Source organism: Nocardia sp. NPDC050175, assembly GCF_044459885.1.
Classification (GTDB): Bacteria; Actinomycetota; Actinomycetes; order Mycobacteriales; family Mycobacteriaceae; genus Nocardia.
The window spans coordinates 369,017-391,496 of record NZ_JBITJI010000003.1; the positions used below are offsets into that span (position 1 = coordinate 369,017).

23 protein-coding genes and 1 pseudogene are annotated in these 22,480 nt (G+C 63.7%); 14 read left to right on the forward strand and 10 right to left on the reverse strand.

Annotated features, from left to right (window positions below; translation table 11 throughout):
• Positions 1–274: 274 nt before the first annotated feature.
• Positions 275–427: pseudogene (locus ACIBK2_RS12660) on the reverse strand (carbohydrate-binding module family 14 protein); the annotation flags it as partial.
• Between the two features lie 247 nt (positions 428–674).
• Between ACIBK2_RS12660 and ACIBK2_RS12665 the strand changes: the two are divergent.
• A complete protein-coding gene (locus ACIBK2_RS12665) occupies positions 675–1,181 on the forward strand; it encodes a peptidylprolyl isomerase (RefSeq protein WP_396966554.1) in 507 nt (168 codons plus the stop codon).
• A gap of 824 nt (positions 1,182–2,005) precedes the next feature.
• Here ACIBK2_RS12665 and ACIBK2_RS12670 read toward each other — a convergent pair.
• Positions 2,006–2,155, reverse strand: coding sequence for a hypothetical protein (locus ACIBK2_RS12670; protein ID WP_396966556.1), 150 nt, complete (start codon positions 2,153–2,155; stop codon positions 2,006–2,008).
• An 819-nt stretch (positions 2,156–2,974) separates the two neighbouring features.
• Between ACIBK2_RS12670 and ACIBK2_RS12675 the strand changes: the two genes are divergently transcribed.
• Both ACIBK2_RS12675 and ACIBK2_RS12680 read left to right on the forward strand, forming a co-directional pair.
• Positions 2,975–3,697: an alpha/beta fold hydrolase gene (locus ACIBK2_RS12675; protein WP_396966558.1), complete on the forward strand. Its 723-nt coding sequence runs from the start codon at positions 2,975–2,977 to the stop codon at positions 3,695–3,697.
• 508 nt (positions 3,698–4,205) lie between these two features.
• Entirely contained in the window at positions 4,206–4,550 is a 345-nt protein-coding gene (locus ACIBK2_RS12680) for a hypothetical protein (protein ID WP_396966560.1), read from the forward strand.
• 155 nt (positions 4,551–4,705) lie between these two features.
• Here ACIBK2_RS12680 and ACIBK2_RS12685 read toward each other — a convergent pair whose 3' ends face one another.
• On the reverse strand, positions 4,706–5,284 hold the full coding sequence (locus ACIBK2_RS12685) for a TetR/AcrR family transcriptional regulator (protein WP_396966563.1): 579 nt from the start codon (positions 5,282–5,284) through the stop codon (positions 4,706–4,708).
• A gap of 82 nt (positions 5,285–5,366) precedes the next feature.
• Between ACIBK2_RS12685 and ACIBK2_RS12690 the strand changes: the two genes are divergently transcribed.
• Positions 5,367–6,512 carry a lipase family protein gene (locus tag ACIBK2_RS12690; RefSeq protein ID WP_396966565.1) on the forward strand — a complete coding sequence of 382 codons (1,146 nt, stop codon included), beginning with the start codon at positions 5,367–5,369 and terminating at the stop codon, positions 6,510–6,512.
• Positions 6,513–6,531: 19 nt separating this feature from the next.
• Here the strand turns inward: ACIBK2_RS12690 and ACIBK2_RS12695 are convergent, their stop codons facing one another.
• On the reverse strand, positions 6,532–6,933 hold the full coding sequence (locus ACIBK2_RS12695; protein ID WP_396966567.1) for a hypothetical protein: 402 nt from the start codon (positions 6,931–6,933) through the stop codon (positions 6,532–6,534).
• A gap of 309 nt (positions 6,934–7,242) precedes the next feature.
• Here ACIBK2_RS12695 and ACIBK2_RS12700 point away from each other — a divergent pair, with 309 nt between their 5' ends.
• The gene (locus tag ACIBK2_RS12700) at positions 7,243–7,407 is read left to right on the forward strand and encodes a hypothetical protein (protein ID WP_396966569.1); all 165 of its coding nucleotides are present in this window, start codon (positions 7,243–7,245) and stop codon (positions 7,405–7,407) included.
• A 138-nt stretch (positions 7,408–7,545) separates the two neighbouring features.
• On the opposite strand, the gene ACIBK2_RS12705 is transcribed toward ACIBK2_RS12700, so the two are convergent.
• The 3 genes from ACIBK2_RS12705 to ACIBK2_RS12715 form a co-directional block, all read right to left on the reverse strand.
• Entirely contained in the window at positions 7,546–7,827 is a 282-nt protein-coding gene (locus tag ACIBK2_RS12705; protein WP_396966571.1) for a carbohydrate-binding module family 14 protein, read from the reverse strand.
• A 968-nt stretch (positions 7,828–8,795) separates the two neighbouring features.
• Positions 8,796–9,131, reverse strand: a complete 336-nt coding sequence (locus ACIBK2_RS12710) for a hypothetical protein (RefSeq protein ID WP_396966573.1) — start codon at positions 9,129–9,131, stop codon at positions 8,796–8,798.
• A gap of 229 nt (positions 9,132–9,360) precedes the next feature.
• Positions 9,361–9,552, reverse strand: a complete 192-nt coding sequence (locus ACIBK2_RS12715; RefSeq protein ID WP_396966575.1) for an excisionase family DNA-binding protein — start codon at positions 9,550–9,552, stop codon at positions 9,361–9,363.
• A gap of 298 nt (positions 9,553–9,850) precedes the next feature.
• Between ACIBK2_RS12715 and ACIBK2_RS12720 the strand changes: the two genes are divergently transcribed.
• The 3 genes from ACIBK2_RS12720 to ACIBK2_RS12730 all read left to right on the forward strand — a co-directional run bounded on the left by ACIBK2_RS12720 (position 9,851) and on the right by ACIBK2_RS12730 (position 12,816).
• A complete protein-coding gene (locus tag ACIBK2_RS12720) occupies positions 9,851–10,246 on the forward strand; it encodes a DUF6374 family protein (RefSeq protein ID WP_396966577.1) in 396 nt (131 codons plus the stop codon).
• A gap of 589 nt (positions 10,247–10,835) precedes the next feature.
• Complete coding sequence (locus ACIBK2_RS12725) at positions 10,836–12,056, forward strand: hypothetical protein (protein WP_396966579.1); 1,221 nt, start codon at positions 10,836–10,838, stop codon at positions 12,054–12,056.
• Position 12,057: 1 nt separating this feature from the next.
• A complete protein-coding gene (locus tag ACIBK2_RS12730; RefSeq protein ID WP_396966581.1) occupies positions 12,058–12,816 on the forward strand; it encodes a hypothetical protein in 759 nt (252 codons plus the stop codon).
• A 687-nt stretch (positions 12,817–13,503) separates the two neighbouring features.
• Here ACIBK2_RS12730 and ACIBK2_RS12735 read toward each other — a convergent pair.
• The 3 genes from ACIBK2_RS12735 to ACIBK2_RS12745 form a co-directional block, all read right to left on the reverse strand.
• Positions 13,504–14,181 (reverse strand): GNAT family N-acetyltransferase, encoded by a 678-nt coding sequence (locus tag ACIBK2_RS12735; RefSeq protein ID WP_396966584.1) that lies wholly within the window; start codon positions 14,179–14,181, stop codon positions 13,504–13,506.
• Positions 14,182–14,434: 253 nt separating this feature from the next.
• A complete protein-coding gene (locus tag ACIBK2_RS12740) occupies positions 14,435–14,599 on the reverse strand; it encodes a hypothetical protein (protein WP_396966586.1) in 165 nt (54 codons plus the stop codon).
• Between the two features lie 466 nt (positions 14,600–15,065).
• A complete protein-coding gene (locus tag ACIBK2_RS12745) occupies positions 15,066–15,413 on the reverse strand; it encodes a hypothetical protein (RefSeq protein ID WP_396966588.1) in 348 nt (115 codons plus the stop codon).
• 564 nt (positions 15,414–15,977) lie between these two features.
• On the opposite strand from ACIBK2_RS12745, the gene panC reads away from it, so the two are divergent.
• The 6 genes from panC to ACIBK2_RS12775 are packed head-to-tail and all read left to right on the forward strand — an operon-like array spanning position 15,978 to position 22,480.
• Complete coding sequence (gene panC / locus ACIBK2_RS12750) at positions 15,978–16,817, forward strand: pantoate--beta-alanine ligase (RefSeq protein ID WP_396966590.1); 840 nt, start codon at positions 15,978–15,980, stop codon at positions 16,815–16,817.
• Between the two features lie 46 nt (positions 16,818–16,863).
• Positions 16,864–18,003: a serine hydrolase domain-containing protein gene (locus ACIBK2_RS12755; RefSeq protein ID WP_396966592.1), complete on the forward strand. Its 1,140-nt coding sequence runs from the start codon at positions 16,864–16,866 to the stop codon at positions 18,001–18,003.
• Positions 17,994–18,929 (forward strand): ABC transporter ATP-binding protein, encoded by a 936-nt coding sequence (locus tag ACIBK2_RS12760; RefSeq protein WP_396966594.1) that lies wholly within the window; start codon positions 17,994–17,996, stop codon positions 18,927–18,929. Before ACIBK2_RS12755 ends, ACIBK2_RS12760 begins: the two co-directional genes overlap by 10 nt.
• A complete protein-coding gene (locus tag ACIBK2_RS12765) occupies positions 18,926–19,678 on the forward strand; it encodes an ABC transporter permease (protein ID WP_396966596.1) in 753 nt (250 codons plus the stop codon). The genes ACIBK2_RS12760 and ACIBK2_RS12765 overlap by 4 nt, the downstream gene beginning before the upstream one ends.
• A gap of 42 nt (positions 19,679–19,720) precedes the next feature.
• Complete coding sequence (locus ACIBK2_RS12770) at positions 19,721–21,040, forward strand: aminotransferase class III-fold pyridoxal phosphate-dependent enzyme (RefSeq protein ID WP_396966598.1); 1,320 nt, start codon at positions 19,721–19,723, stop codon at positions 21,038–21,040.
• Positions 21,041–21,046: 6 nt separating this feature from the next.
• Positions 21,047–22,480, forward strand: a complete 1,434-nt coding sequence (locus ACIBK2_RS12775; protein ID WP_396966600.1) for a class I adenylate-forming enzyme family protein — start codon at positions 21,047–21,049, stop codon at positions 22,478–22,480.

The following is a 22,480-nucleotide window of genomic DNA, read 5'->3' on the forward strand; positions in this document are numbered from 1 at the left end:
TTGCGGAAATGCTTCGGTGACAACGCAATACGGTCAGCACCGGCATCCGGGTGTGCTTGCATCACTCTGGACTCCGGGTTTGGTGCTCAGGGCAGGTAGTTGTGTATCGGTACCGCGGGCGCGAGTGTCAGGTCGGTGAGGATGTTGTTCGAAGTCGCTGTCGCTGTTGGCCTCCATCATTGGCGCACGACGACTACCCGTCCTGCTGTGGGCGGGGTGGATCGGACCCTCGATCCGGTACGGTGTGGAGCCCCGATCAAAGTTCGCCCGTCGCCTACCTCTGGTCCGGTGAAACCACACCGTTCTTGACCGCCGAGTCATAGACCTGTGCTTCGCTGATGTCCACGGCAAAGTCGCAGACCTCGATTTCGGGGTTGAAAACTATCCCAGGCGCGCACTGCCGGTGAGCCGGTTTGCCGTTCGGACATTGGTAGAACGAGCCTAGGTGCTGCGCTGGCTGGTTCGGTTAACGCTGTAGGCGGCAATCGCGGATGGTTCGGATCGCTTTGCCGAGTGCGGCGTTGGACAACCGAGATGCGCATCTGGGGCCGGGCCGGATGTCCACGAAACCGCACGGACGTTCGAAAAGTGTTGGTACAGTTGACGTTTCTGTGGATCGTCAACAGCTCCGATGTTGTCCGGAAAGAGGAACCGCCGTGGTATCAAAGAATCCCGTGGTCTACTTCGACATCAGCATCTCCCAGCAGCCCTACGGGCGGATCACGATCGAGTTGTTCGCGGACGTGGTTCCGAAGACTGCCGAGAACTTCCGGGCCTTGTGCACCGGGGAGAAGGGCCTCGGCCAGTCCGGCATCGCCCTGCACTACAAAGGCTCCAAGTTTCACCGCATCATCCCCCAACTCATGGCGCAGGGCGGCGACTTCACCAAGGGTAATGGCACTGGCGGGGAGAGTATCTACGGCGCAGAGTTCGAGGACGAGAACTTCAAACTCCAGCACAGCAAGGAGTTCCTGCTGTCGATGGCGAACAGCGGACCGAACACCAACGGCTCCCAGTTCCTCATCACCACCGTGCCGGCGCCCTGGCTCGACAACAAGCACGTCGTCTTCGGGCAGGTGCTCGAGGGGAAAGACATTGTCAAAAAGATCGAAACCCTGGGGCAATCGAACGGAACACCGAAAGCCAGTGTCACTATCGAGGACTGCGGCCAACTTGCGTAATCGAGTCTGAGGCGTGGCTGATCGGCTGGTTGCCGTCAGCGACCCGCGTGTGGCGTCGGGGCATCGAACCAGCGCCACACAACCAGATCGCCTCCATCGGATGCATTGTCGGACAGCCGATCAGTGGTCGCTGGCTTCTTCTCCGCCAACCAACCCACCCGCACCAGCTCCTGACAACACCCAACCCCCTTGCCGTCAAGCTCCACACCCCGACCAGTCCCCGGCGGGGTTGGATTTCGACGCGGGACACTAGCCACCCCCGGATGCGAACAGCCGCTCACCGCCGTTGCTGGCGAGCAGGAAAACGAAACGGCCCACCTCACCGGGGATCAATGCCAAGCAGGAGGGTGGCAGCCGAAGGAATCGGCGACGCCAAATCGCTTGTGCCCCAATAAGGACGACGCGCAGCAGTCGGCTACTTAGCGGCGCATTGAACCGGTATTCGAACGAGTGGGGCGGGTCGTGGGCGGTGATCTCCTCGCGGAACGACGCCAGGTCTGCGGTGATCTCATGGGAGTTCTTGTCCTGCGGGGGCCTTGATGAAACGTCGTCCGGTTCCGAACTGACACGGTCCATCTGGTCGGCGGCGGTGCTGATCGTGCGGGTTCAGTTCGCCGTCGTCCGCCAAGCGACGAAAGAACCTGTACAGCAACAGAACTGGGCTCCTGGCCGTGACAGACATTGCTAGTAGTCGGTAGATCATGCATTGTCGGCATCGAATGACCTGGGCGCGTTGATCTTCCGACTGTCCGCTCTGTGCGGTTCGAACCGCGCGCCCAGCGGCTACTCTCTGACCGGTTCGAACGGCGAGGGTATGCAGCTGTTCAGAAGTCGATGCGGCAAACGAGACCGTCGGCGATGCGTGGGTAGATGTTGTTGATCGCTGACTTGTCGCCCAACACCGCGTAGGCCGCGTTCGTGCCTGAGCCATCGCCCGGTTTTTGCACAAGCAGCAGCACCTTGTTGTCGCGCATCGCGTACGTGTACAGCAGGCCGCTGCCGCGACACACTGATGGTGGCAGATCGCTTGCCGAACAACATTGTTCAGGCCCCAGGTAAACCGTACGGACGATGGGGCCGCGGTGCGGCCCGATCGCACAGAAAATGCTCGATCAGCACCAGGCTCGCAACCTCGGCAGCGGCGGACGTTCCAGAGGCGTTGGTGGCCAACCGATCAGCGGCCCGCCCGCTGTCCGCTCGGAACGTGCGGGTCGCGGCTAGGACGTTCGGCCGAGAGGCGGACAGTACGTCGGACTGGCGATCAGCATCCGGCGAAGTCGGTGTCGGCCATGGTGAGAGCGGTGTGGAAGAAGTCCCGGCCGCGCGGCCAGGGTGAGCGTGCCGGTGTGGATCGACAGCACGCGGGCACCTCGGTCGTGGGCGTGGGCCAGGGGCGTCGGTCACCTGGTGGGGTAGGGGTTGGTCGTGGGGTTCGAAGCCTGGCACGACCACGGTGCCCGCGTGCCTGTCGAGCCGGTCCAGGCCGTGCGCCACCGTGACCTGGAACGTGGCGGTGGTGGGGATCGGGCCGGCCGGGCCGCTGAGTGCACAGTTCGACGTGGTGGGGCCGGCCGGAGCGCTGGGTGAACGGGTCGGCGGCCATCGCCAGTTCCAGCGCCTCTACCGCATCCAGAACCAGCACGGCTACCCGAGGGGGCTCCATGTGTCTGAATACTATCGGAAGATGTCTATTCAGCCACTGGGCGTGCGTCCCGATGACCGTCAGACTTGGCCGTATGGACAACGTGACTCTCTGACCAGCACAGCAGGCTTCTCGAGGAAAGGTTCCCATCATGAGTAAACCCACGGTCGTGCTGGTGCACGGCGCCTTCGCCGATGCCTCCGGCTGGGACACGGTGACCCGCATCCTGCAGCAGCGCGGTTTTCCCGTGATCGTCCCTGCGAACCCGCTGCGGGGTCTGCGGTATGACGCCGCGTACATCAGGTCCGTGCTCGACGGGGTTACCGGCCCGGTGGTCCTGGTCGGACATTCCTACGGCGGTGTGGTCATCGGCAACGCCACCACCGACGCCGTCACCGCACTGGTCTACATCTCAGCGTTCGCCCCGGACGAGGGCGAGTCGGCAGTGCAACTGGACAGCCAGTACGGCGGACCCGGCACCACGATCACCCAATCCCGACCGTTCCCCGCCCCGCCCGGCGCCCCGGAACCTGGACCGGACCAACCACCCAACGTCGAGCTGACCGTCGACCCGGCGAAGTACCACGAGATGATCGCCCCCGATGTCGACGCCACCACCGCGGCGGCGTTGGCCGTCGCCCAACGACCACTCGCGTTGGCCGCACTGCTGGAACCGGCCGGCCCACCGGCGTGGAAGTCACTGCCGACCTACTTCGTCCTCTCCACCAACGACCGGATGATCCCGGTCGCCGGCCAACGGGAGATGGCCGATCGCATGGGCGCGACCACCATCGAGGTCGCAGCCGGTCACGCGAGCATGTTCGGGCAACCCGACGCGATCGCCGACTTCATCACCATCGCCGCCAAGAACTGACCCACCGGTGGTGCGGGGACGGCGACGACTCCGCACCACCCGCGCGGTCCAGTCGACGAGGTCGGTATCCGTGCCAAGGCGGTCCCTGGCTGCGTTGGCATGGACGAACTCGAGATCTACAGCCGCCTCGCCCTCACCGACGCCGAGCACACCTACGACAACGTCATCGACCAGTTCCCCGTGTAACGACCCTCCACTTCCGACCACACACTCTCCCCGCCAGCGGAGACGAGCCTGGATGGCGGCCCATGCCAGAAGCCACCACGGAACGCCGAATCCGTGATGGGTCTGCCTCCGGAGCAGAAGGCTCGGTCATCGGCAGATCCGGACTTTCCAAAAGCGTTGGTGGCCAGCCAGTGCGAGCCTGCCACCATCCGCTCGGAACGCGCGGGTCGCGGCAATATCGGATGATGTCGAACCGATTCCGTCTTCCTCGACAGACAACCGGGCTCGTCATGGAACAATAAGGGCCTGTTGGCATTTCGCCGACCACAAGGGAGAAAAGCTGATGTCTGACGAGCCTGCTCGCCGTGTGGTCACCGACGTGAGTACGACCCAGGCAACCGACGCCGCCGATCAAGATGTGGTTCCGGCAAACGAAACCACCGATCTGGGCGCGATTGCGGCCACCGAGGTCAAGCCCGAAGCTACGTTGGCCCTGCACTACCGGGAAGGGGCCGCGATGCTCGTCGCGACCAGCGGCACCGCGATTCCCGCCCAACTCACGGTGACGGACGGAGACGGACAGACCATCGCGGTCTACACCGCAGGACCAGCCCTCAAAGTCCAAGCACGAGAACTCAATCCCAATCACCTCTGGGAAGTCCCGATCAGCTACTCGACCCGCCAATAATTCTTGCTGGCTCATAGTCCCGTGCGGCCGGACACGGTGGGAACACCAACTCCGGCCGCGTGGCCCCCGGGCCGAACTCGCCGCACCTAACTCCTGGTGCCCCGGCGCGGCCATGACGATTCAGCTAAATGCCATCGACACCCCGCTCGAGCTCATCAGCCATGCGAACTAGTGCCCAGAAGTCGGGTCAGGTGGTCAGCGGCGCGGGTGAGCCGGTCTGCGGGCCAGTCGCCGAGGTTTTCCACGAGTGTGAGCATGGTGCCGCGGGAGACGAGGTAGAGCAGATCCGCCGCGGCGTCTGGTTCGGCGACGTCGGCGGCGCGGACGACTTCGTCGAACCGGTGATGGAGAAGGTCGAGCTCGCGGTGGATGGTGGTCAGCCGCTGCGGGTCGATGGTCTTCTCGGCCAGGATCTGGATCAGCAACACCGCTACGGCCGGACCCGAGTCGGCGTGCCAGTCCACGGCCAAGGCGGCCGCGTCGCGCAGTTGTTGATCGGGTGGCCCGGTCAGCTGGGTTAGCTGGGTGTCCCATTGGTGGGCAAGGGTTTCCAGTGTCAGATCCAGCAGTTGGGTGCGGTTGCGGACGTAGTTGGTGACCAGGCTGGTCGATCCCCCCAGCGCCTCGGCGACCGCGCGCATCGTCAGCCCTGCGATTCCCTGCTCGCGCATGATTCGCACCCCGGCCTCACCGATCTGCTGACGGCGGTCGGCGCTGTTCACCTCGATAGGCATGTCACATTCCCTAACGCTTGCCTAACCCGCTTCCCTGGACAACAGTGTCATACAACAGCGTTGCATAACAACGTTGCCCAACATGGGAGGAGCTATCATCGTGCACCGCAAGATCCCGGCCGCTCTGGCCGCAGCGGTCACTGCCACGGCCATCGCCATGGCAGCCACTCCCGCCCACGCCGCTCCCTCCGACGTGCCGGGCATGGTCACCCAGGTCGGCGATATGGCCGACTATCAGCGGATTCCCGGTGCAGCGGTGGCGAAGAAGGTGGTGTATTGGACGCGGGACTCGTTGAATCGCCCGGCGCTGTCGAGTGGGGTGCTGCTCATTCCGGCGGGAACACCACCCGCGGGTGGGTGGCCGTTGGTGGCGTGGGAACACGGCACCACTGGCCGCTCCAACGCGTGCGCGCCGTCGGAGACCGGCTTCCCCGACGCCCGCGACTACATGCACTCCCTGCTTGTGCAGGGCTATGCCGTCGCGGCCAGTGACTACATCGGCCTGGGTACCGGCGGTGACCACGCCTATCTCGACGGTCGCGCCGCAGCTCAGGCGTCCGTGGATATGATCCGCGCCGCGCATACGATCAACGACTCGCTCACCCCCGCATGGGTCGCGGTCGGTCACTCCCAGGGCGGGAACACCACCCTGTTCACCGCGTCGCTGGCGACCAGCTACGCACCGGAACTGGACTATCGCGGCGCGGTGGCATTCGCGCCCGGCTCCAGCGTCACCGACACGATGCTGCTACTCGGTCGCCCCGGGATATCCGACGTCCTGCCGCCGGCCATGAAGGCCTACTTCATCTACGCCCTCGGCGGTTTGAAGGCAGCACGCCCCGAATTCGACCTCGACAGCTACCTCACTCCGCTGGGCCGCCAGGCCATGGCCGACGGTGCCCGACTGTGCAACTACCCCATGGCCGACGAGATGACGCATGTCCCGCTGGCCGACGTCTTCGCGAAACCTCTGACCGACGGTGATTTCGAGCGAACAGCCCGCCCGGTGTTCGACGTTCCCACCACCGGATACGACCGCCCGCTGATGGTCGTGCAGGGCACCAACGACCTCGACGTGCCCGCGCCAGCGGTGTGGAAGCAAGTCGCAGAACTGCAAGCCAACGGCGTCCGCGTGGACCTGCGCAACTACCCGGGTCTGGACCACGAGCAGATACTCGACGCGTCCGTACCCGAGGTCAACCCCTACCTACAGCACCTATTCCGGTGAGAAATGGCGTTGACGAGTCCTACGAGCGCAGCGAGATCGGTTTGCAATTGGGGCCTGCACAGCCAACAAGCTGGTTCTGGTCAATCGGCAGAGCGCGGGCCTTGGGGGGTGTTGCCGCCGGATCCACTGCGCGGGCGGTGTACTCGGCGACGACCTTGCCCGAACCGTCGACCACCGAGATGAGCGAGGGAACGATCGACCCGCCACTGACGAGCTGAGGCACGGTGCCGTTGTAGCGCACGCTGAACGTGCCGACATCCTCACGCTCGATCTCCCCGAGCGGCACGACGGTCAATCCTGCCGCCTCGGACTGGATCTCGGTCACCGTGATCTCGCCCAGGTCGGTCGATTCTGCACCGCCTGCGGTTCCTTCGATCGAACCGAGATCGGTACTCGGAGCTTCTGGCGTGATGTCGGACATAGCGCGCCTGCTCGCTAGGTCGACCCGCTGTCGGCCTGCCCCAAAAACGGTAGTCGGCTCAACCAAGCGACATATCCCGAATGCCTTAACCCGCACGGCAATTGGCGGCAGAGATGGCGCGTTCCCATGCTGTCAGCCAGCCAATTTGGACGGTCGGCCAGCGCCCGCCCGGCGGCGATACAGACGTTCGGCCGAGAGGCGGACGTTACGTCAGACTGGCGATCAGCATCCGGCCATTCAGGGATTCTCATCGAGAATCCCTGCGATACTTGATGGATTGGAACGGTCCGACCGAAACAAGGTGGCCCCATGATCGACAACCCCGGCGACGATCCCGAGCCGGTCGACGAAACCCAGTCCGCCATCGACAGCCCCGAACCCGAACAATCGACCGACGTCGAGCGCACACCACCGCCGCGGGTCGGTGCCATTCCTGACAGCGTGGTGTTCGTGCAACCCCCGCCGGTCACGTAGCCTGGCCTCCTCTGGCCTGGAAAGCCTTGCAGGACTCCAATTCCGGCAGGGATACGCTCGGCTGTCCTCCTCGCGATGTCGGTATCGGTTGGGTGCACGGCTCGTTCGTGGGCGCACAGCTCGCGCTGTGCCGGTCGTCTACCTCTGATCCGGTGCGACCCGGCCGTTCGTGACCGCCCAGTTGTAGATCTGCGCTTCGCTGATGTCCTTGGGCAAGACGCACACGCCGATTTCGGGGTTGAACACCGTCCCAGGTGCACACGGCGTGCGATGCGCGACGCCGTTCGAACATTCGTAGAACGATGCTCTGTCGGCTGGGTCGAGGTGATACTCGTCCTGGTCCCACGGCAGCACGCATGTCACCTGCCCGCCGTTGACCCAGTTCCAGGTCGACCTGTTGTTGACATCGAAGACCGCCATAGTGCTACCTCCGCTGCTGCTGCGCGAGAACCCATTTGGGTCCTTGATCATTGCCGCACCCGCCAGGGTGGGGCTTTCGGCCTCGACCAGATGCCCGGTACCGCAACGGGCGCACGATATTCGGCAATCTAGTGCGTTGAGTCCGGCTGAGATCATCTCCGTCAGTTGATCTTTCGAGCGTGCCGCATGGCGGCTTCGAACCGCGCGCCATGCGGCAAGAGTGGACGTTCAGCCACCCGTGCGTTTGGCGGCCCGAGACTCGGGATGGAACAGTGGTCCCGGAGACCAGGAGCATCGACCGGCTTGAGTGCAACGGTGTCAGCCTCAACGATGGCGACGACACCTCGTTGTCGAGATAAGGCGCTGGCGAGAACCTCGATCGACCACGCAGAAGGGCTCCGACTGGTGTCAATCAGCTGGAGCCCTTCTGAACTTCAGGACCACGATTGGACGTATCCCATAGACGTTGGGTCTACGTCAGTCCTCGTCATCCTGGGTCAAACGATGCGGTGCGCAGCTGGGGCATCGTGCGCGTTATCTGCCTCATCATGCGCGTCAGCTGTCTCAGTACGTTTACGAGCACGGATCGCAGATATCTAGTACACGCCCAATTCGCTTGAGTGTCAACGTCGTAGGTCTACATCATCTGTCTACGCGCTTGAAAACTGTGAGGTCACTTCAGAAACTGTCATGTGTCGGATAAATGGATGACCGTGCGTGGTGCTGGTTAGTCTGTGGTGCAATGTCTTTGAGCTCTAGCTGGACTTGTGTGACTGTCCCGTTATTTGCCGCGTACCGGTTGGTTTAAACCCCAAATCTGCACTGAGTCAGTCGCGGACCGCCCTGGTTTGCATGGTGGTCTCCGGTAGCGAGGATTTGGGGATCCGTGACAAATTGGATTGCTGCCTGATTGCTCGGGTGACGAAACTCGTCGATGTTTGGCGTGTCGACACGCCGACTGGGTGCGCCTATCGCGGGCCGTGGTGGCGGCCTCCGGCTGGTCGCATGGGCGTACCGCGTGTGCGCAGGGCGTCTCTGATGGTGCTGGCAGGGAACCCCGTGAGCTTGCTGCAGTTGGCGAGTGAGTGGCCCGCGAGGTAGAGCCGTTCGGCATGGTCGATGTCGTGGGTGGTCATCGACTGGTGGCGCCGGGGGACTTCGCGGTTGGTCAGCAGTGTGAGGACCGCGGTCTTGGATATCCCGTAGCGGGTGGTGAGCTGGGCGGTAGAAGCGCCGTCGTTGTATGCCTGGATCAGTTCTTCGACGGTCGTCGAGGTGAGTCGTCGCTCGATGTTGCGGGGCACGCGAGGTCGGGCGGCGGGTGGCTGTTTGCGTCGGCGGGGGAGCGCCGCGGGCCGCCCGGCCTCGATCTTGGCCCGTGCAGCTTCGAGTTTCTGCAGGTCAGCCCGTTTCGAATACCGTCCAGCCAGGTCCACAGCAAAGCGGCAGGTGAAAGCGTATTTTCGCGATTACATGCCGCTTTCGTGCAATATGCGTGCAATAGGGTGCCTATCATGGTCCCCGGCATCTGCTTCATCGCACCGGGCGCATGGCGCTGTCGATGTCTTCGATCGCGATGCGTATCTGGCCTCTGAACCGATACGCGTGCAGTTCGCCAGCGGCAATCATCCTGCGGATCGTGTCCTTGCTGACACTGGCGCGGTCGGCTGCACTGCCGATCGATACGTAACGGCTTGGGGTTGGAGTGGATTCGTGTCTACGCATGTTGGTCGCCTCCGTCTTCCTATCTCTGCAGATGTCAGCTAAGGCGCGTGCCTAGCTTGACCTTCCATCGTTGGACTCTCGAATTCGGTCCGGAGTTCGACATCTCAAACGCCGTGGGTGGCCGAGTTCTCAGCGAGCAGTGCTGGCGGAGTGCGGTCGTGAGATTGCCGCCATCGGAACGACACCGAACTCGGCCTCGGCGGTGCGAGCCAGATCGGGCTGAATTAGTGTCGAACGTTCGTTCGATGCACGGTATTGTCGGGCCATGTCTCAACTGTCACGCCGAGACTGGGCGACGATGAATCTTGAGCAGGTCCGCGACCAGCTGCTCGATGCGGCGGCCTTCGGGAAGTATCTGCCGCCCGAGCAGCTCGAGAACGCGGCCGGGAAGATCGGTGAGGGTCTTAGGGTGTTTCGTGTGCTGACGAATGATGGAGGCGAGCCCCAGGAGAACCATCATCCTGGCACTGCGAGGGACTGCCAGGGGCAGTCGTCGGTGCGAGGGGTTCGACGAGGAGGACCCCCGTTTGTTGATCGCTTGAGCGACCACTCGTTTAGGCCTGTGCTATGTACGGGGTTCACGCCCTCGCTTCTATGCGCCGATCACCGCCACAATCTTGTCCATACGAAGAGCCGTTCGGCAGTAGCGTCGGGTTGGTGCTTCGCGCTGAGCAAACCGATCAGGAAATCCTGATCTGAGACGAGAACAGGTAGGTCAAGAAGTGTGCTCCCCGCGCACGCGGGGATGATCCGCCCGAGCAGGGTGTCCTGGACGCTATCGATGAGTGCTCCCCGCGCACGCGCAGGGATGATCCCGATGTCTGGCGGCAATTCCAAGGTCGGCACTCGTGCGCCCCGCGCACGCGGGGATGACCCCGTCGTCGGGTCGGCATCGGGAGACGTTCGGTTGCCGCATGTGCCGCCGCCCGGCACTGCTCGAACACCTCGAGCAGTGCCGGCCAGTCGCGTCCCCAGTTGTTGTTCTCCAGTCGAGATGTCTGGCGTAGATGCAGTTCTCCGTGGTCCCATAATTTCGGCGGCGGGTGGTGTCAGCCATTCAAAAAGGGGGTTCCATCTGCTGGCTGATGAAATTCTCCTATGCGCCGCATTTTTCTGGGTCATACACGAACGGGGAGTTTCGATGGGCTGCCTAGGCAATATATCTTTAGGCAATCCGACTGGCCACAGTCAAATTCGCAGCGGTGAGACTATTCTCTTGGGCTAGTGGGGATTTCGAGGCAAAGAAATGAAACCTCTCGTGATGAGGGTGAAAAGGAGGGGCTATGAAATCCATTCAGCAACACCATGGTCGCTGTCGGCGGAGTACTCGCGTGTTCCGGGTCGCTGCCGTTCTCGCGACGATCATCACGCTCGCTCTCGACCCGGTCGGAGCGTCCGCGCGACCGCGCGACGTGTATCCCATTGGCGGCGCGATCAAGGTCGAATACGATGAGACCGGGGGACTCGACTTCTTCGGCAACGCGACCAACCCGGAATCCGACGCCGGCCGCGGCGGCCGCTGGCAGGCCTTCGAGAAGAACAGCTCCATCTACTGGCATCCGCGGGTCACCGACGGTCACGCGCATCAGATCGGCGGTAGTATTCGAGACAAATGGGGTGAACTCGGCTGGGAGAACGGGCCGTTGAAGTATCCGACGAGCAGGGAAGTGGCGGCCGGGAAGCCGGGACGGTTCAACAACTTCGAGGGCGGGGCGATTTACTGGTCAGGTAACACCGGAGCACACAGCATCTGGGGGGCGATTTTCGGCAAGTGGGGCAACTACGGCTGGGAGAACGGTCGGCTCGGCTTCCCGACCAGCGACGAGTTCGCCACCCGCGACAACGGCGCTGGCCAGCACATGGAAGGGGGCGAGATCTACTATTCCCCGCGCACTCAGACCCACGCGGTGTGGGGAGCGATCCGCGACCAGTGGGTGAAGGCCGGGTGGGAGAACGGACGATACGGGTACCCGACCACCGACGAAGTCAACGGCGGGGACGCGGCGGGCACGAGCGGGTACGAGGGAAAGTGTCAATCCTTCGAAAACGACGTGATCACCTGGAACTTCAAGAACCCGCTCTACGCCAAGTCGTTCTCGTCGGTCGCCCCGGGCCCGACACCCCAGCTGACCATCTTCAATCAGTCCAAATACAGGGCCGAATTCGACAATGCGGTCAATCAGTGGAACTCGAAGGGCCGTGTGAAAGTGGCGACGGTCGGTGACCGTGAACCTGTATTGATTGTGCAGGATGTGAACATCGGCGACGGCGAGTTCGTCGGAAACTATATCAGGGGCCTCGGGCTTAGGCTCAATACGTACTATATGGACCAACCCTATTACAGCGGCGACCGGAACCGCAACGTCCTTCTGCACGAGATGGGGCATGCTCTGGGGCTACACCACAGTTGCGAGGACAACATCATGCTCGCCCGTGTCACAGAGCGACTCCAATTCGGTCCTATCGATAACCGTTCCTACCAGGCGATGTGGGGAGCGTCCTGATATGCACTCAACCATCAAGTCAGCATCGGTACGAGTCGTTCTCCTGATTGCCACCTCGATTGTGGCAGCGGTCGTGGCAGGTTGCGGGCCCGCCTCGGAACCGCCCTTGCCACCGGTGAATATCGTCAACGTCACCAGCGATTTGGCTGTCGACCCCGCCGACCGCGAGGCAGTCGCCGGCTGGGCCGATGCAATCTTCGTCGGAACAGTCGAGCAGCTGCTACACACCGAGGCTTCGGAGTCCAGAATGCCCGGAGTACCAGAGACCCAGTTCCGTGTGTCGGTCGTGGGCCAGCTCAAGGGCGATTTGCCTGCTAAAGTGGTGGTCAATCAATTCGGCGGTACCGCACATAATGGCGACCTCATCGTCGTCAACAACATGCCATTGATTTCTACCGAGAAGACCTACCTGTTCATTGCGCGTTACTACGCCGAGAAAAAATGGCTCACCATAGCGACCGGGTTAGGCACCCAGGAACTCGTTGGTCCAGACGCCGCTGCCGCAAAGCGGGCCGACAACAATCCAGCCAATCGTGACGCTGAACCGGAGTCGGTCAAACGCATGCGGAACGCCATCGCCCATGAAAAACCGTTCGGCGACGAGGGCACACGACCAAAACTGCCTGATCCGGCAAGCCTCCCGTCGGAGGTGCCCGATGCCCCAGCCCAGCCGACGACCCCGACTGCTAGACCGACTCCGACACCGACCAGGAGCGTTACCCCGGCCCCAAGTCGGCCATCAACCACCCCAACCCGATAGTCACCCACAGTGAACAGATACCTCGACCAGCGGTGAGGACCGCTGTCCGCACCTTCTGAAAACATCACTCACGAGCGACTAGATCGCGCGAAACCCTCGCCCTCCGTTGGTCTATCACGGACCAACGGAGGGCTGCGCTAACTTGTGGTCCGTGGTCGGCATCGAGTTCTTTGACCGCGTTCCACCACGGCCTGCGCGCTTAGCCTCGATCCAGTGCTCCAGGTTTCGGGTTGGTCTGCGCGCCGGGGGGCACGTGGAGCGGCTGTCGAGTCCCGAGGTTGGGTGTGTGGTGACGCCAAGGAGAGCGTCAGGTTGAGGTGTCGTTCGCGTCATTCTGATGCAGTTCGGCTGGACTCTTAATCTTCTGATCCGTAGTCACAACAAGACTTTCGGTGCCGAGTGCGGCACCGTCAGAACAAGCCTTCACCACGTGGGCCTGGTCCAGGCCTATGTAATAGTCGACACTGACTCCGGTAAGGGCGTGACCTCTTCGCGGTGCAGCCCTTCGAACCGAGCCGACTCTGACCACTTATAACCTATGTTTCCGGGGGTCAGACTGGGTCAGGCAGCGTCCCGCCGAGGTCGCGCCAGTGCTGTGCCAAATCTCCCGCAGGAGGCTTCGAAAGCTCTTCGGCGAGCTCCTCCTCGGCTCGTTCGATGGTGTCGATCATCGACTTCGCAACGCGTTCATCCAGTTGAGCAACTCCGCGTGGAGGATCGGGCGAACGCTTCCGGCTCTGAAAGCGGGAACGGAATTGTCCGTACAGGCTCCGATAGCGGGAGCACGGCCGCCATCGCAAGGAGAACGGCCGAGCCAAGATCTGAAGTGGCCCTCCGGAAGACGTAGCTGAGCATGCGTCGTTTCTTGCGTGGATGATCACGCGCCTCCGGTTGGCGACGGAAGCCGGCTCTAAGTGCGACCCGTCGGCTGGGCAGGTTCCTGGAGGCGATTCCGCATCGGAACTCGATGACGTTGCAGACCTCCGGAGCATCGATCGCTGCATGCAGCATGCTCGTACCGATCCCCTTGCTGTGCTGGCCAGGAGCTACGAAATACAACAGTTTCGCGTAAAACGGAGCTCCAACCATCCAGCCGTCGGTGCCGATGCTGCCGACTCCGTACACTTCTGCCGAAATGAAACCAAGGGGTGGCTCGTCGGCGCAGCTGGCTTCGCGAACCACCCACTTATGTGTGCGAGCTAGATAGCCGCTTCCGATCGGGTCACTGACCGTGGTAGTGGGATCCCGCATGTCTCTGATCGGATAGCCGTCCAGCCATCGACGGATGCTGCGATTGCACAGCCAGGGCTCAATCACATCAAGGTCGGCGTCGGTTGCCGGTGACAGGTGTGCCTCTCGTCTCACTACGTGGATTATCTCCCCACTATTGGCCTCACGAACCGGCGCTTGCCGCGCGGCTGGCTGTGCATCGAGTGGATTGTCGACCGCGACCAGGAACTATGTCACCGAAATCAACGCACGACGTAGCGGCACCATGCGCCACATCGCACCACTGAGCCTGTCCGGGGCGAAGCAACAGCACACTGATCGCTGGACGATTGCCGGTGCGGTGAAACTCGCTGATTTCCGGCGCGTCGACACGCCGGAGTAGGCGACATCACGGGCCGCGGTGGCGTCCTCCGGCCGGTCGCATGGGTGTGCCGCGTTTGCGGAAGGCGTCTCTGATGGTGCTCGCGGGGAAGCCGGTGTGCCTGGCGCAGCTGGTGAGTGAGTGGCCGGCGAGGTAGAGGCGTTCGGCGTGGTCGACGTCGGTTGTGGTCATCGACTGGCGCCGTCGGGCTACGCCGCGTTTGGGGAGAAGTGCGAGGACTGCGGTTTTGGATATCTCGTATCGGGTGGCGAGTTGCGCGGTGGAGACGCCGTCGCGGTAGACCTGGATCAGTTCTTCGACTGTCGTGCTGGCCAGTCGTCGCTCGACGTTCCGTGGCGTGCGAGGTTGAGATGTGGCTGTCTTCCGTGCGCGTGGGGCTCCTGATGGGCGTCCGGCGTCGATCTTGGCCCGTGCCGTTTCGAGTTTCTGCAGGTCAGCGCGTTTCGAATATCGTCCAGTCAGGTCCACCACAAGAAACAGCCCCTGACCTGGCCGCGAGGCGAAGGTCAGGGGCTTTCTCGTATCTGCGGGTCACCATCGGCAGCGCCTGGATCAACCGGGATCAGTCTGCGGCAGCCTACAACTATCGTCCCCGCATATGTCGGTGGATTTCTTCGACGTCAACCAGCCCTGAAGCTCAGCCGGGGATCTGCGCGCCGAGCGCGCTACCCGCCGCGGCGCCTGCGGTGGCGCCGATCACTCCACCTGCGATACCACCGGCGACAACACCGACGACCGCGGAGACGGGGCACACGGGAAGGGTGACGATGCAGGCGAACGTCCCGCCGGCGACCGCACCGACCCCGACACCGACGACGGTTCCGACAACCGTCCCGACCTGGCCTCCGACGATGGCCTGCGTTTGTCCTGCGGCGACCGGCTGAACAGCAGGCTGTTGCGTCGGGGTTTCGGCCTGCGCGATGCCCGTACCTGCACCGACGAGCGCGGCGGTGAGGACTGTAGCGGCGGCTATCTTGCGAATCATGCTGTTCTCCTGGATGTTTCATGCGTGAACCACGCGCGTGGTTCGATAACGCGGCAGCCGAGATAAGGTGCTTATCGGGGGATTGTGGCCTTTTGGTCAGACGGCTTCAACGGACTGGTCGGCCGGTGAAAACTCGGGGTCACGCCAGGATCGTTGCGTGTAGAGGGCGTCGTCCTCGATATACATTCCGCCGCAACGTGGTCGGCGAAGGCGTTTCCAAAAACCCATACTGGTTTCGTCTCTCGGCTGGATCTGTGTGGGTAACGCTACGCCGCGGCGGCCGAGGCCACGCCGTAGTCGTCGATCCTCTGGGTCTTCGAACCAGCTGGGACCACAAAGATCCCCTCGACTTCACACCCGGTCGGGGGGATTTCTTGTGTCGGGTTCCGTGGGATCATGGGGAGCGAGCGACTCGGGTTCTGCCGAAAACCGTTCGGAGTAAGTCGAATTCGAGAATGTGGGGCGGGACTCCTTGTTAGGATCGGCGGATGTATCGAGCGTGGGGGTTTGCGTACGTCCACGGCGGCGGCTTCCGCGAGCCGTGCTGCTGAGGGAAGCGCCGCGATGATCGTTGTCAGGAGTACTGCGGAGCTACGGCGTGCCCTGGCGGAACCTCGTGCGCAGGGTAAGAGCATCGGTTATGTGCCCACGATGGGTGCGCTGCATGAGGGACACTTGGCGCTGGTTCGCGAGGCCAAGGTGCGCGATGACGTGGTGGTGGCGTCGATCTTCGTGAATCCGCTGCAGTTCGGGCCGGACGAGGACTTCGACACCTACCCGCGGGACGAAGAGCGGGATCTGGCTCTCTGCGAGAAGGTGGAGGCCGATATCGCGTGGTTGCCGACGGCGGATGAGCTGTTCCCGCCCGGTTTCGGGTTGACGGTCGCGGTGCCGCGGCTGTCGGGCGTGCTGTGTGGCGAGGGGCGGCCGACCCATTTCGCCGGCGTCACCACCGAGATGTCGAAGATTTTGATTCTGCTCGCGCCGACGGCGGTGTATCTCGGGGAGAAGGATTTTCAGCAGTTGGTGGTGCTGCGGGCGGTGGTCCGTGACCTGGGGTTGCCGCTCGAGGTGCGGGCGGTGCCCACGGTGCGGGAGCCGGACGGCTTGGCGCTCTCGTCCAGAAATGCCTACCTTGCCGAGGCTGAGCGGCCGATCGCGGCCGCGCTGTTCCGGGTCTTGTCGGAGCTCGCGCCGAAGCTGCGGGCCGACACCGGGGCGGTTGCCGCTGTGCTCGCCGAGGGACGTGCGGCCTTGACGGAGGCGGGTGTGCGGCGGATCGACTACCTGGAGCTGGTCGACGGCGAGACGCTCGACCCGGTCCGCGTGGTCGGCCCCGGTAACCGGCTGGTGGCGGCGATCTGGGTCGGGAATACCCGCCTGATCGACAACGTGGCGGTATAGGCGTCCTGGCAGGTAAGTGGGGCGTCCGGGGGCGCGGGAGGCGACTATGGACATGATGACGGAGCTGCTGGAGGCCGTATCGGCCGATGTCGCAGCGCGCCGGATACCGGGCGCGGTCCTCGCGGTCACGGAGAACGGGTCGCTGATCGACTTCCAGGCCGTCGGCACCCTCGATCCGGACAGCGCGCGACCGATGCCGGGCGACGCCATTTTTCGCATCTACTCGATGACGAAGGTCTTCACCGCGCTGGCGACGTTGCTGATGGTGGCCGAAGACCGGCTGCGATTGTCGGATCCGGTCGCCGAGTGGCTGCCGTATTTCACCGACACCCGCGTCGAGGAGGCAGGCGCATTGCGACCGCCGCTTCGCCCGCTGCTGGTCGAGGACTTGATGCGACAGACGGCGGGCATCGGCGGCGGCTACCACACCTCGGCGAACATCAAGCCGTACTACGAGCAGTCTGAGCTGCAGAAATACGACCACCGGTCCGAGCTACCGACCCTCGACGACGTCGTGCGCACAATGGCGCGACAGCCGCTTGCCGCCGATCCCGGGACGGTGTGGGAGTACGGCATGGCCATGGATGTCCTCGGCCGCATCCTCGAAGTAGCCGACAACCGGCCACTCGACGAGATCATCGATCAGCGGGTCTGCCGCCCACTTGGCTTGCGCGACACGGGATTCAGTGTCCGGGCAGCGGATCTTGACCGTGTCGCGCAGCCGTTCGTCACACCACCCGGGCTCGTGACGCACCAGGAACGACCGGCCTGGTTGTCGGCCGGGTCGGGCGGCTATTCCACCGCCATCGACTTCGCAAAGCTGTTGTGCGCGTTGGCTCCTGACGACAACGGCCAACTTGCCATCCCGGCACTGGGCCCCATCACTCGGCAACTCTTCGTCGATCAGATCGGACCGCTGGCCGGCGGCGGTCCCGACTACATCCCGGGTCCGGGCTACGGCTTCGCCTACGGCCTGCACGTACCGAGCAGCGATCCGACCTGGGCCGCGCTGGACCCGCACGCGCAAACCGTAGGTTGGCTTGGCCGCGCCGCCACCAGCTTCGTGCACCACATCCCCAGCGGCGTGGGCGCGGTCCTGATGACCCAGTGTTACGGGCGAGCCGTCCACTATCGAGATCTGGTCCGCTCGATCGTGACGCGACATCAGGCCACGTCATGGACGTAGCCGACGAACCGGTTGTCCGAGTAGCGGGCTTACGCAAGACGTACGGCTCGGTAGTCGCGCTGAACAACGTCGACATAGCGATCGGGCGCGGCGAGATCTTCGGCCTCCTCGGCCGCAATGGTGCAGGAAAATCGACTGCTCTGGACATCATCTGCGGCCTGGTCAAGCCGACGGCGGGCCGGGTGGAGGTATTCGATACCGACGTGCGCAGGCACGGCCGGCGGCTGCGTCGCCGCATCGGCTATGTCCCGCAAGACAATACGGTCTACCTGGCGATGACGGTATGGCAGAACCTGCATTTCGCGGCGGTCGTGCGCGGGATGCCACGCGCCACCGCGCAGCGCAGCGCGGCCGAGGTGATGGAGCGTCTCGGCCTCGGCCCGATCGCGAATCGTGGTGGCGCGCACCTGTCCGGCGGCGAGCGTCGCCGACTGACGATCGGCATGGGCATCGTGCATTCGCCGCCGCTGATGGTGCTGGACGAACCGAGCACCGGCGTCGACATCGATTCTCGCCACGCCATCCACCACCTGCTCAGAGAACTACGCGGCGAAGGCTCGACCATCCTCTACACGACCCACCATCTGGACGAAGCCGAAATCCTTTGCGACAGAATCGGTGTGCTCAATGCCGGTTCCATCCTGGTCACGGCCGACGTGAAAAGCTTTGTCGCGGAACATGCCAGCCCGTACTGCGAGATCGTCAGCGACGAGGCGGTTGCCGTGGCGGCTCTCCTGCGCGATGCACTACCTGAGAGTGGTATTACGTTGCACGGCAGGCGCGTTCGGGTCGCAACGCAGCAAGCCGACCTGCTCCCCACGATTGTCCGGCTGCTCGACGAGAGCAACCTTCCCATCAAGGACGTGCGAGCGGTTCCTGTCTCCCTGGAGAACGCGTTCCTGCAGGTCATCGAGCGTCAGCTATGACGATCACCTGGGCTTTCCTCCGAAAAGAGCTGGCGACATGGCGTCAGGACCCCACCCTGTTCGTCTTCCTCTTCGCCGCCCCGCTCCTGATGCAGGCCCTGCTCAGCGACGCCTTCGCCGGAATCACCGGCAGCGCGGGGGCGAACCAGACGGTCCCCGGCTTCACGATCATGTTCGGCTTCTACGTCATGATGTTCATGGGCACCTCGCACTACCGCGAACACGCCTCTGGGGCATGGAGTTTGGTACGAACCAGCGGCCTGTCCAGAGGAATGATGGCGATTCAGCTCGCGATCCCTTACTTCATCCTCTCGATCGTGCAGATGGTCCTGTTGATCGTCACCGGACGAATCCTGTTCGGCGGCACCATCAACGGATCGCTACTCGCCCTGGTCGTCCTCATCCTGACCATCGCCTGGACCGCCATCGCCCTCGGCCTGGTGCTGATCTCGCTCACCCGCAACGTCTCGGCCATGCAAAACCTTTGCCAGCTGGTCGTTCTCGGCATGGGTGTCGTCGGTGGCGCCGTGGTGCCGGTTCGGCTGATGCCCGCGTGGAATCGCCCGCTCGCCCCGCTGACCCCGCAGTACTGGGCGGTGGACGGCATGAAAAGTGTGCTCGCACAGCACGGCGGCCTCGCGAGCATCGCGCCGAACCTGCTCGTGCTCAGCGGGTGGGCGAGCGTCCTATCGATCATCGCGACGTTCGCTTTCGACCCGGGAAGTCAGCGTCGCGTCGCCATTCGCTGAGTCGGAATCGCCGCAGTACCAATGTAATCGGAGGTGTCTCACATGGGAGAGTCCAGAGGACGGGTTATCCAGTCGTGGTCGCGGCAGGGTGTGGAACCGCCACCGAGGATCGTCGGCGGCGACGGCTGCCGCTTCTTCGACGCCGCCGGACGGTCCTACCTCGACTTCGGCTCACAACTCGTCAACGCCAACCTGGGACACAGCCGCACCGAGGTCCAGGAGGCCGTGCAGAAGCAGGTGGCCACCGCGGCGACACTGGGTCGCCCGTGGGATATCGAGGTGGTCGACGAGTTGGCGGATCGCCTCGCCGAGGTCACCCCTGGTGACCTCAACTCATTCTTCTTCGCCTGCAGCGGAACCGAGGCGAACGAGGCCGCGATCCGGCTGGCCCGGGCCTACACCGGCCGCAGCAAAGTCATCGCGCGCTACCGCTCGTATCACGGCAGCACGGCGGGTGCCCTCACGCTGACCGGTGAGCCGCGCCGGTGGGTCGGCGAACCCGGAATGCCTGGCGTAGTACGGATGCTCGACCCGTACACCTATCGCTGCCCGGCAGGCCATCCCACGCCGTGCCCGGTGTGCTCGGGCGCGCCGCACCTCAGGGAACTGCTCCAGTACGAGGGCGCGGAGAACGTGGCGGCGGTGATCATCGAGCCGGTCACCGGCATCAACGGCGTGATCGTCCCGCCCGACGGTTACCTGCAGGCGATCCGTGAGGTGTGCACCGAACACGGGATCATGCTGATCTTCGACGAGGTGATGACCGGATTCGGCCGCACCGGAAGCTGGTTCGCCTGCGACCGCTGGGACGTCGTCCCCGATATCATCACCTGCGCCAAGGGGCTGACCGCTGGTTATCTGCCCCTCGCGGCCGTCGCCGTGAGCGACCGACTGTCCGGCTGGCTCCAGGACTCGGTCTTCCCCTACGGCCTGACCCACAGTGCCCATCCTGTCGCTTGCGCGGCAGCGGTAGCCGCGTTGGGCGTCTATCACAAAGAACGGCTCATCGAGCGCGCGGACCGGCTGGGACCGCTGATCGAGGCGGAACTGCGCAAACTGGCCGAACGGCATCCATCGATCGGCGACATCCGCGGTAGCGGCTGTTTCTGGGGCCTCGAGTTGGTCGTCAACCGCGAGACCAAGGAACCGCTCGTCCCGTTCAACCCCGACAGTGCGGCCGCCGAACCGATGACGCGGCTGACCGCCGAGGCCTTCCGCAAGGGCCTGTACCTGCTCACCCACTGGAACCTCATCCTGGTGTGCCCGCCGCTGATCATCGATGAAGCGGAGATCCGGGAAGGCATGGCGTTGTTGGATGATGCCTTGCGCATTGCCGACGAATACGTCGTCAGCAACGGATGATGAGGTATGGCAGGCAAGGTTTCGATCGGTGAGCTCGTCGCGAAGACGGCGGCGGACCGGCCGCTGGACTGCGCCGTAAGAGTCCGCGGCTTCACCGCTGCCACCAGCGATGAGATCACCTGGTGCGCACTCGCGACGAGAATGCACGAGCGGGCCGACGTCTACCGCGAGAGTGGCCTGCGCGCGGGAGACGTTGCCGCGGTAGCACTTCCGCCGGGCATCGGTCACGTTGTGGCAACGCTGGCGTTGTGGGAGATAGGCGTCGCCGTGCTCCCGGTGGACCACCGATGGTCGGATGCGGCGAAGCGCGACATCGTCGATCGGTATCCCCGGGGCTGGGTGGTCGAAGGTAGCGATCTGGACCTGATTTCCTATCATCAACGCGGAGAACCGATTTCGGCCCTCCCGACAGATGGACTGCCGAGGTCGGTGTCGCTGTCCGGCGGCACCACCGGCGTGCCCAAACTCATCATCAGAAACCGTCCATGGGCGTACCCCGAGGTGGGACCGCTCAGCAGCAAGGAGCGCGACCGGGGAATGGCCTACGATCAGACCCAGATCGTCGGACTCCCGCTCTACCACGCGGGTTTCGGCGCGCTCTACCACGGACTCGCGCTGGGCCACCGCATCATCATCCCGGGCAACGCTTCGCCCAAGCTGTTCCTAGAGCTGCTCAAATCCGAACGGGTAGGAGTCTTTCGGACCGTACCCGCGCAGATGGGCACGCTCATCGAAGCCTCCGGCATGGACAGCAGCTGGTTCTCCTCGCTCCGACTGGTCGTACACACCGCCGCGCGGTGCCCGGAGTCGGTGAAACGCCGCTGGCTGGAACTGGTCGAGCCGACCAAGGTGTACGAGGAATACGGCAGCGTCGAACGGATCGGCGTCCTCAGCATCCGCGGCGACGAGTGGCTGGCGCATCCCGGCTCCGTCGGACGCCCGATCCACTGTTCGATTCGAATCTTGGACGAGTTCCGGCAGGAGGTGCCGGTAGGTACCACCGGCGAGCTGTTCATGTCCGACGAGAATGCCGGTCAGCCAACATATCTCGGCACGGGACCGAAACTGGCGGAGTCGGCCGGGCATTTCAGCGTCGGCGACCTCGCGTGGCAGGATGCCGAAGGCTACGTGACCTTCGTCGGACGTAAGGACGACGCCATCAACGTCGGCGGCGTCAAGGTCTTTCCCCGCGACATCGAGCGAGTCCTGGAGCGCAACGCCGCCGTCCGCGACGTCCGCGTCCGCGCGATGCCCGATCCCGCGCTCGGCGAGGTCGTGTATGCCGAGGTCAGCCTGAATAGTGGTGACGCAGAACAGGTCTCGGCCGAGCTATGGCACAGTTGCCGCGCGGAGCTGACCAGAGCCCAGACGCCCCGAACGATCGAGATCGTCGACAACGTGCACCGGACCCCGTCCGGCAAACTGCGGCGAAAGGACTGA

Bases quoted from the DNA above. Each gene is read 5' to 3' on its own strand.
- ACIBK2_RS12715 (WP_396966575.1), bottom strand. From the start codon at position 9,552: ATGCGTAGACACGAATCCACTCCAACCCCAAGCCGTTACGTATCGATC.
- ACIBK2_RS12775 (WP_396966600.1), top strand. From the start codon at position 21,047: ATGGCAGGCAAGGTTTCGATCGGTGAGCTCGTCGCGAAGACGGCGGCG.
- ACIBK2_RS12760 (WP_396966594.1), top strand. From the start codon at position 17,994: ATGGACGTAGCCGACGAACCGGTTGTCCGAGTAGCGGGCTTACGCAAG.
- ACIBK2_RS12695 (WP_396966567.1), bottom strand. From the start codon at position 6,933: ATGTCCGACATCACGCCAGAAGCTCCGAGTACCGATCTCGGTTCGATC.
- ACIBK2_RS12765 (WP_396966596.1), top strand. From the start codon at position 18,926: ATGACGATCACCTGGGCTTTCCTCCGAAAAGAGCTGGCGACATGGCGT.
- ACIBK2_RS12675 (WP_396966558.1), top strand. From the start codon at position 2,975: ATGAGTAAACCCACGGTCGTGCTGGTGCACGGCGCCTTCGCCGATGCC.
- ACIBK2_RS12685 (WP_396966563.1), bottom strand. From the start codon at position 5,284: ATGCCTATCGAGGTGAACAGCGCCGACCGCCGTCAGCAGATCGGTGAG.
- ACIBK2_RS12680 (WP_396966560.1), top strand. From the start codon at position 4,206: ATGTCTGACGAGCCTGCTCGCCGTGTGGTCACCGACGTGAGTACGACC.
- ACIBK2_RS12720 (WP_396966577.1), top strand. From the start codon at position 9,851: ATGAATCTTGAGCAGGTCCGCGACCAGCTGCTCGATGCGGCGGCCTTC.
- ACIBK2_RS12700 (WP_396966569.1), top strand. From the start codon at position 7,243: ATGATCGACAACCCCGGCGACGATCCCGAGCCGGTCGACGAAACCCAG.
- ACIBK2_RS12745 (WP_396966588.1), bottom strand. From the start codon at position 15,413: ATGATTCGCAAGATAGCCGCCGCTACAGTCCTCACCGCCGCGCTCGTC.
- ACIBK2_RS12740 (WP_396966586.1), bottom strand. From the start codon at position 14,599: ATGACCACAACCGACGTCGACCACGCCGAACGCCTCTACCTCGCCGGC.
- ACIBK2_RS12770 (WP_396966598.1), top strand. From the start codon at position 19,721: ATGGGAGAGTCCAGAGGACGGGTTATCCAGTCGTGGTCGCGGCAGGGT.
- ACIBK2_RS12690 (WP_396966565.1), top strand. From the start codon at position 5,367: ATGGGAGGAGCTATCATCGTGCACCGCAAGATCCCGGCCGCTCTGGCC.
- ACIBK2_RS12730 (WP_396966581.1), top strand. From the start codon at position 12,058: ATGCACTCAACCATCAAGTCAGCATCGGTACGAGTCGTTCTCCTGATT.
- panC (WP_396966590.1), top strand. From the start codon at position 15,978: ATGATCGTTGTCAGGAGTACTGCGGAGCTACGGCGTGCCCTGGCGGAA.
- ACIBK2_RS12705 (WP_396966571.1), bottom strand. From the start codon at position 7,827: ATGGCGGTCTTCGATGTCAACAACAGGTCGACCTGGAACTGGGTCAAC.
- ACIBK2_RS12670 (WP_396966556.1), bottom strand. From the start codon at position 2,155: ATGCGCGACAACAAGGTGCTGCTGCTTGTGCAAAAACCGGGCGATGGC.
- ACIBK2_RS12755 (WP_396966592.1), top strand. From the start codon at position 16,864: ATGGACATGATGACGGAGCTGCTGGAGGCCGTATCGGCCGATGTCGCA.
- ACIBK2_RS12725 (WP_396966579.1), top strand. From the start codon at position 10,836: ATGAAATCCATTCAGCAACACCATGGTCGCTGTCGGCGGAGTACTCGC.